We start from the raw sequence: 6,673 nt of genomic DNA on the forward strand, positions 1-6,673 counted from the left end.
TTTGGCGAGCATAATTATGCTTTGCCAACTCCTAGTACTTCAGCAAGTCGCACCGGTGATTCAAAACCAGCAAGATTGAGCAGTACATTACCGTCGCCTTTACCGAGTAGAACACTATTGACATTTGCGTAGGTTGATACGCCAAATTCGGCATTTTCACCACCGAGCAAACCGGATGCTCTGACTCTATATCGACCTTCAGGTAATGGATTTCCATTTTCATCATTACCATCCCATTCGATACGATTATCACCGCCAGGTTTTGCACCAACATCAAAAGTACGTACTAATTGGCCAGCTTCATTTTCAATGCGAATGAATAAGTTTTGTACTGCTTGAGGCAATTTGACCATTGCCGCCATGCCGCCAACATCCGACTTCATTCCAGCAGAACCGGGAACCAGAACATCTCGTCCTACTAGCGACGAAGCCTGTAGCGCCTGATTAGAAGTCATTGCCGAGTTTAAACTTTCAAATTGACCGTTCATTTTGCCAATGCCATCAACGGTGGCAAAAGAGGCCATTTGAGCAATCATTTGATCGTTACTAACGGGTTTAAACGGATCTTGTTGTGCCAACTGTTTGGTCAATAACGAGAGAAAATCCTCTTGTTTCAACTCTTGTTGCCCAGTCGTCTCCGTGGGCTTTTTCTGCTCTTGCAGCGCTTTCAGTTGGTCGATATAGGACAAGCCGCTTTGACCAAGGTTATTAATGCCAGCCATTTGCTACCTCCTACCCTTATTGACCCATCTGCAGCGTACGCAGCAGCATCTGTTTACTTGCATCGGCCACTTGAACGTTTGTTTGATAAGAACGTGAAGCAGAAATCATATTGGCCATTTCTTCCATAACATTAACATTGGGCTTATAAATAAAGCCTTCATCGTTGGCCAAAGGATGATCGGGATTGTATTCCGCATTTAGCGGTTTATTACTTTCGACAATCCCTAACACTTTTACCGGAACATTCGGGTCACGATGATAACGGGCTTTATTTAACTCTGCACCGAACACCGCGTGACGGGCTTTATACGTTTCTTTCGCCGAACTACTAACACTGTCTGCGTTCGCTAAGTTACTGGATGTCGTATTTAGACGAACAGATTCAGCACTCATTGCAGAACCAGTCACATTGAATACATTAAATAAGCTCATCTAATTAATCCCCTTTAATCGCTTTTGATAGGTTCTTAAACTTACTGCCTAAGAACTCTAGAGAAGCTTGGTGGCGCAGTTGATTTTCCATAAAGAGGTTACGCTCTAAATCAACATCGACCGTATTGCCATCTCCGGTATCCGGTTGAGTCGGAATGCGGTAAAGCATTTCCCCTGTCACCGTTTTTGAGGCAGGAATATGCCGACCGTCCGTACGGCTAAGACTAATGCTTGCCCCTGAATTTGCCGCCTTTAATGCTCGATCAAAGTCCATTCCTTTTGCTTTAAAGCCCGGAGTGTTCGATTGTGCAATATTGGTCGCAATCACTTCTGCATTGCGTGCACGAACACCAACCGTATGTTGATGGATACCGAGTGCTTTATCAAAAGAAATAGTCATGTTTTGCCTCTTTGCTAAGAACCGACCGTTACTTGATTTAAAAAGCAAATTACGTACCAAGTTTTAGATGCTTTAGGAAATTAGTGGTTCATTACACGCTGGGGTACTTTAGTCTGTCTTACTATCATAGAACATGTTGCTAAAAGAAAAGGCCAACGATACGACTTTAGATTAAAGCAAGAATTTAGCCATATTGAGCTTAATGATAAACAAAACCCGGCATACCGCCGGGTTTACGAAGATCACTCTGTTGTGTTTATTTTAGTTTATAAATAATACCGGGATTACAGCGAACCATATCAAAACGATCCGTCAGCCCAGTCAATGACTCTGAAGCTCCGAGCAATAAATAGCCGCCAGGATTTAAACTACTCGCCATCTGATTAAGTACTTTTGATTTCATATCCGGTGCAAAGTAGATCAGTACATTACGACAAAAAATAATATCGAACTTGCCCAAAAGGGCGTAACTTTCCATTAGGTTTTGAGGCCGAAAGTTAACCAATTTTTTTACGTTATCTTTGACTCGCATTCGACCATCACCGTTCTCTTCAAAGAAAGCTCGACGACGCTCTGGCGATAATCCTCTGCCGAGTGCTAGATTATCGTAAATACCCAATCGACACATATCTAGCATGCTGCTGGAAATATCGGTCGCCGTGATCGCCACACTCGGAAGCATACCTGGGCGCTTTTGCTGAACCTCTAAGACTGTCATCGCCATCGAGTAAGGCTCTTGACCTGAAGAGCTCGCCGCAGACCAGATTTTAATCGGTCTTTTGCTTTTCGCAACTTCAGGCAATAAACGCTCAGCCAATACCGTGAAAGGGTATGAATCTCGAAACCACAAGGTTTCGTTCGTGGTCATTGCATCGACCGCAGCGACTCGCAATTCACGATTTCTGCCCGTCACGACATCGCGCAACAGATCAGACAATGAGCTGAGCTTAAACTTATTGACCAGTGGACTAAGACGACTTCTCACTAGGTATTGTTTACTGTCGCCCAGCACGATACCGCACTGAGACTCTAAAAACCGACAAAAATCGCGATACTCTTGATCGCTGATAGTAATAGCAGTCATGTAGTTCTCTTTATTCTACTAGCGCAGCTTTCACCGCGTTGCCAAGCTCATCGGGATTGAATTTAGCGATGAAAGAGTTGGCACCGACCCTTTCAACCATTGCTTGGTTAAATACCCCACTCAGTGACGAATGGAGAATAACATATAAGTTTTTTAATTCATTATGACGTCGAATCTCTGCAGTTAAGGTATAGCCGTCCATCTCAGGCATTTCAATATCCGAAATCACTAAACAGATTTGCTCATAGATACTGCCTTCTTTAGCCATACTTAATAGCTTTTCATAAGCATCTTTGCCGTCTTTGGTGAGAATACACTCAAAACCAATTGACTCAATCGCTCTTTGCACCTGTTTGCGTGCCACACTTGAGTCATCAGCAATAAGAATTCGGCGTACAATCGGTTTTTCTTGCTCAGCATGAGCAATATCTTCCCCAATCGATGCATTCATAATTTCGTTGACCGGGGCGATTTCAGCGAGGATTTTTTCTACATCAAGAATTTCAACCAACTCATTATCGATATTGGTGACGGCTGTGAGGTAATTGCCTTTACCTGCCGCTTCAGGTGGTGGCAATATCGCTTCCCAACGCATATTGATGATTCGCTCAACGGAGCTAACTAAAAAAGCTTGAATCGAACGGTTAAACTCGGCGATAACTACAAAGCTTTTATCAATATCAACCGTTGGACGGCCCCCAACGGCTAAGCTAAGATCGATCACAGAGACCGTTTGGCCACGGATATGAGCAACACCTTTAACTAAGCGATGTAAGTTTGGCATGGCAGTGAGCTTCGGGCATTGCAGAACCTCTTTAACCTTAAATACGTTAATACCATAACGTTGACGCCCGTTAAGACGGAAAGTCAATAATTCTAGTCGGTTTTGACCAACAAGTTGCGTACGCTGATTCACAGAATCAAGAATACCCGTCATAAGCTCATCTCCATCTCAAACTTTTATAGGAAAAAAGTGGTAGTCTAAATCAGGCTATGAAGAAATCAGAGAAACGAACTATGAATTCGAAGACCCGTTTATTTTCCCATTCCCCAACTAAGTGTAGAGGGTTCTACCACTTTTTTTATAACTCTATCGGCTTTTTATTATTTTTCTTTAGTCTCTCGGTTTTTTCTACAACGCCAGAGCAAATCGAACAGATTCAGCGAGCAGCCGAAAGTCATGTCATCAACACCGTCGATAAGCCGATAGGCGGTGAACTGGTCGTCAATGCGGCCAACATTGATCCTCGGATCTTTGCTACCGATTGTCCTAATGAGCTACAGACATCGTCCTCATCTCATAGCGGCTCTGCTAGTAATATCACTGTATTGGTTGAATGCCCAGCAGATAACTGGCGAATTTATGTTCCCGTGAGGCTGACGATGACCGTTCCTATGGTGACGGCTCTTAATGCTTTATCCAGAGGACAAACGATTACGCAAAATGATATTACTCTTAGTATGGTAGATCTGCTTCGCTTTCGACGGCAAGGTTTTTCCTCACAAGATATGGTAATTGGAGCAAAAACGAAAAGAAACTTACAATTGGGTGACGTGATCAATCGTAATGATATTTGTGTCGTTTGTCGAAATGAAAGCGTGTTGATCAGAGCCGTTAGTAACGGGATGAATATCACAACTAGAGGCACCGCTCTCTCTGATGGTAACCTAGGAGAGCAGATAAAAGTGAAAAATGATCGTTCAAACCGTATAATAGATGCACAAGTGAGCGGAATGGGGGAAGTTACCGTACAATTTTAATCCCTTTACGATCATTTTTTTATCGATGAGTAAACAAAGCACTAAAGTTTTCTCTCTCTCCGTCGATATGACGGTACCTATAGATCAATTTTAAAGGCTCGTTTATGGCAGGTATTGATAACATACGCTCAGGTCAATCGTTGGTTACAACGAATCGTTCACCTGCTCGTTCAGACACAAATACAGCAGCATCATCAACATCGAGTGCCGCTCGCTCACAATCATCTCAACAAGATGCGGTATCACTCAGTACCCAAGGCAAAGCCATTGGTGAAATGCACAGTGAGATGGCCGCAACACCCAGCTTTGATACGGCAAAAGTAGCGGCAATAAAAGAAGCCATAGCGAATGGTTCCTATGTCGTTGATGCTGAAAAGCTAGCAGATAATATGATTAAGTTTGAGAAAGAGTTGGGTGGTTTTTAACCATCAACCGACTTTCCAATCAAACCCGTTCGTTAAGGTGGTTGATTTATGGCAGCATTAAACGATTTAGTTGCATTCCAATTGAAAAATGCCCAAGAGCTTTCAGTGGTATTGGAACAAGAAAAAATAGCCATTACCAGCCGTGTTTCTACTGATATAGAATCAACAGCGAAACAAAAGATAGCCTTAATCAATCGATTACAGCAAACCGATCAACGTATCGCGAGTCATCCCCATCTTAATCAGCTCACGGAAGATGAATATTTACATAGTACAATGACTCAAATTCGTTCGATTATTCACGATTGTCAGCAAGCCAACCTAGTGAATGGTGAAGCACTGGCAAGAGCACAAGTCAGTTTTAATAAGCTAAATAATTTGATGCAGCAAAGTCACGGCAAAATCGGCATGACTTATAATGCGACAGGTCAAACTCATACCGTTTCTACCTTAGGCACCAACCTTAAAGCTTGATGATCCCCGTGCCGTTTTTACCTACCATTTTTTACTCGCCACTATTCTAAAGTCACTGATAGCTTGCCAACTCAAACCCGCAGCATAAAAAAAGCGGCCACAGTATTTGCAGCCACTTTCGTATATTCTGGAGAAAGAAAAGAGTTAAAATAAGGTTTGTTGACGTTTTTCTGGGACCTGTTGAACTTCGCCATAACTGCGTAATCGATCCATTTTACGGATATCTAACCGCAGTTCAGTTACATAGCTATCGCCAACTTTATAACTGCGAACAACCTCAGCCCCCCGAATCACACCATCTACAGCGCCGGAAGTGAGCTCAGTACCTAAACGTTGATCATGCAAATCAGCACGGCCACTGACCCGCATACCATAAACTTGTTCTGCTAATTCACGGTAAGCATCTATTTTAGAAGCACGCATTGCTCGCACTTGCTTTTCCTCATCATCACGGCCTCGTTGCTCACTGATGCTGGCATAACCGACTGCCGTCAACCAATCATCTTCACGCATCGCCTGCAATGGCTGGCAACCGCTGAGCAATATGACGATGGTCAGAAAAAAAAGTAATGGTGATCTCATCATATTCTCCTAAGGGCGCAAGATAACACTGTATGGACGAGTCATTGTCGGATCAGAACGAATAAGTACACCGTCTTGCGTACGAATGGTATTCAAAGTATCTAAGTCACGTCCAATGCGATCAGCCGGCAAGAAACCTTGGGCAGTCGCAACCACGATTCTCGATTGCATACCAACCACTCGAGCATTAACCAATACCCCCCCTTCTTGACGGAGCATAGTACCCGTTAATACGTATTGAATTTCTTGCTCTTGAGCCAAATCTTTCCAGTCTCGACTAAAAGCAAAGTCACCTTGACGAGTGACTTGAATTGTCCCTGTGGTTTTAAAATCTACTACTTTAAAGCCGCGACGCTGGAACTGATGAATTAATCCTTCAGATACAGAGTTACCTAACCAATTGGTGGTATCCATATCTTGTAGATCCACAAACGAAGTCACCGCGATCGGGGTACGAGCCGTCACACTGGTATTGGACTGAACGAGATCTTCTGTCAAACTATCAATAAAGAAATCCAACGTATGGCGCGGACTTTCAATCAACATAAATTGTGAGCCAGAATACGGCTCTTTACCATTATAAATTGGCGCATAAGCACACGCCGTCAAAAAGACTACCGGTACTAAACCAAGCCATTTTTTCATTTTCTTCATCTCCAGATATACTAAGGCTATCGTCCCGTTCACCCGTTTTGACAAAACTGGAACGCTCTTTGCTTTTCTCAATCTGTCTTTGATTCAGAATTGCGCACCTACATCAGCTAACACTTACTAAGCAAGATTTATACCCAA

At 43.1% G+C, this 6,673-nt stretch carries 10 protein-coding genes; 3 read left to right on the plus strand and 7 right to left on the minus strand.

Annotated features, from left to right (window positions below):
- Positions 1–14 precede the first annotated feature (14 nt).
- From CAG60_RS08045 to CAG60_RS08065, 5 genes are all read right to left on the minus strand, one after another.
- The gene (locus CAG60_RS08045; RefSeq protein WP_161438692.1) at positions 15–722 is read right to left on the minus strand and encodes a flagellar hook assembly protein FlgD; all 708 of its coding nucleotides are present in this window, start codon (positions 720–722) and stop codon (positions 15–17) included.
- Positions 723–738: 16 nt separating this feature from the next.
- The gene (flgC, locus tag CAG60_RS08050; protein ID WP_004394709.1) at positions 739–1,155 is read right to left on the minus strand and encodes a flagellar basal body rod protein FlgC; all 417 of its coding nucleotides are present in this window, start codon (positions 1,153–1,155) and stop codon (positions 739–741) included.
- 4 nt (positions 1,156–1,159) lie between these two features.
- Positions 1,160–1,555: a flagellar basal body rod protein FlgB gene (flgB, locus tag CAG60_RS08055; RefSeq protein ID WP_161438693.1), complete on the minus strand. Its 396-nt coding sequence runs from the start codon at positions 1,553–1,555 to the stop codon at positions 1,160–1,162.
- 256 nt (positions 1,556–1,811) lie between these two features.
- Positions 1,812–2,639 (minus strand): protein-glutamate O-methyltransferase, encoded by an 828-nt coding sequence (locus CAG60_RS08060; protein ID WP_154170393.1) that lies wholly within the window; start codon positions 2,637–2,639, stop codon positions 1,812–1,814.
- 10 nt (positions 2,640–2,649) lie between these two features.
- Positions 2,650–3,576 (minus strand): chemotaxis protein CheV, encoded by a 927-nt coding sequence (locus CAG60_RS08065; RefSeq protein ID WP_158144785.1) that lies wholly within the window; start codon positions 3,574–3,576, stop codon positions 2,650–2,652.
- Between the two features lie 56 nt (positions 3,577–3,632).
- On the opposite strand from CAG60_RS08065, the gene flgA reads away from it, so the two are divergent.
- The 3 genes from flgA to CAG60_RS08080 all read left to right on the plus strand — a co-directional run bounded on the left by flgA (position 3,633) and on the right by CAG60_RS08080 (position 5,299).
- A complete protein-coding gene (gene flgA / locus CAG60_RS08070) occupies positions 3,633–4,400 on the plus strand; it encodes a flagellar basal body P-ring formation chaperone FlgA (RefSeq protein ID WP_161438694.1) in 768 nt (255 codons plus the stop codon).
- Positions 4,401–4,504: 104 nt separating this feature from the next.
- Positions 4,505–4,825: a flagellar biosynthesis anti-sigma factor FlgM gene (gene flgM / locus CAG60_RS08075; protein WP_158138791.1), complete on the plus strand. Its 321-nt coding sequence runs from the start codon at positions 4,505–4,507 to the stop codon at positions 4,823–4,825.
- A 48-nt stretch (positions 4,826–4,873) separates the two neighbouring features.
- Positions 4,874–5,299 (plus strand): flagella synthesis protein FlgN, encoded by a 426-nt coding sequence (locus tag CAG60_RS08080; RefSeq protein ID WP_161438695.1) that lies wholly within the window; start codon positions 4,874–4,876, stop codon positions 5,297–5,299.
- Between the two features lie 144 nt (positions 5,300–5,443).
- Here CAG60_RS08080 and flgP read toward each other — a convergent pair whose 3' ends face one another.
- Positions 5,444–5,884 (minus strand): flagellar assembly lipoprotein FlgP, encoded by a 441-nt coding sequence (flgP, locus tag CAG60_RS08085; protein ID WP_050782707.1) that lies wholly within the window; start codon positions 5,882–5,884, stop codon positions 5,444–5,446.
- 6 nt (positions 5,885–5,890) lie between these two features.
- Positions 5,891–6,526 carry a FlgO family outer membrane protein gene (locus CAG60_RS08090; RefSeq protein WP_004394702.1) on the minus strand — a complete coding sequence of 212 codons (636 nt, stop codon included), beginning with the start codon at positions 6,524–6,526 and terminating at the stop codon, positions 5,891–5,893.
- Positions 6,527–6,673: the final 147 nt, after the last annotated feature.

The sequence above is a fragment of the Vibrio sp. V33_P6A3T137 genome (genome assembly GCF_009904835.1).
Taxonomy (GTDB): domain Bacteria; phylum Pseudomonadota; class Gammaproteobacteria; order Enterobacterales; family Vibrionaceae; genus Vibrio; species Vibrio metschnikovii.

Bases quoted from the DNA above. Each gene is read 5' to 3' on its own strand.
- CAG60_RS08045 (WP_161438692.1), bottom strand. From the start codon at position 722: ATGGCTGGCATTAATAACCTTGGTCAAAGCGGCTTGTCCTATATCGAC.
- flgC (WP_004394709.1), bottom strand. From the start codon at position 1,155: ATGAGCTTATTTAATGTATTCAATGTGACTGGTTCTGCAATGAGTGCT.
- flgB (WP_161438693.1), bottom strand. From the start codon at position 1,555: ATGACTATTTCTTTTGATAAAGCACTCGGTATCCATCAACATACGGTT.
- CAG60_RS08060 (WP_154170393.1), bottom strand. From the start codon at position 2,639: ATGACTGCTATTACTATCAGCGATCAAGAGTATCGCGATTTTTGTCGG.
- CAG60_RS08065 (WP_158144785.1), bottom strand. From the start codon at position 3,576: ATGACGGGTATTCTTGATTCTGTGAATCAGCGTACGCAACTTGTTGGT.
- flgA (WP_161438694.1), top strand. From the start codon at position 3,633: ATGAAGAAATCAGAGAAACGAACTATGAATTCGAAGACCCGTTTATTT.
- flgM (WP_158138791.1), top strand. From the start codon at position 4,505: ATGGCAGGTATTGATAACATACGCTCAGGTCAATCGTTGGTTACAACG.
- CAG60_RS08080 (WP_161438695.1), top strand. From the start codon at position 4,874: ATGGCAGCATTAAACGATTTAGTTGCATTCCAATTGAAAAATGCCCAA.
- flgP (WP_050782707.1), bottom strand. From the start codon at position 5,884: ATGATGAGATCACCATTACTTTTTTTTCTGACCATCGTCATATTGCTC.
- CAG60_RS08090 (WP_004394702.1), bottom strand. From the start codon at position 6,526: ATGAAAAAATGGCTTGGTTTAGTACCGGTAGTCTTTTTGACGGCGTGT.